The 361-nt window shown below is 75.1% G+C and carries 1 pseudogene; it reads right to left on the bottom strand.

The features are described from left to right. A pseudogene (locus tag J0695_RS40655) lies at positions 1-361 on the bottom strand (NsdA family TPR-like regulatory protein); the annotation flags it as partial.

Genomic DNA, 361 nt, shown 5'->3' on the forward strand with positions numbered 1-361 from the left:
CGCCAGCGCCTCCTGCGCGCGCCGTGCGCCGGCCTCCCCCTGGCCCAGGTCGCGGTGGCAGTGCGCCAGTTCATCCGCGAGGTACGCCGGGCCGAAATGACCGATCCATGCCGGATCGTCCCCACTCTCCCCTTCCCCCTCCGCCCGGTCCATCGCCGTCAGCGCCTTCCCCGCCACCATCTGCGTCGTCCGCGAGTCGCCGAGCAGCGCGTGCCCCCGCGCCTCCGCCGCGTAGAACATCGCCTCCACCCGTGAGGTGACCCGGCCCCGCGCCCCCTCCTGCGCGGCCCGCGCCAGCTGGGCGATCTCGCGCGAGATCGCCCAGCTGGGCCGCGAGATGGGACATCGACGCGGCCAGTAC

Source organism: Streptomyces beijiangensis, assembly GCF_017315755.1.
In the GTDB taxonomy this organism is placed as follows: domain Bacteria; phylum Actinomycetota; class Actinomycetes; order Streptomycetales; family Streptomycetaceae; genus Streptomyces; species Streptomyces beijiangensis.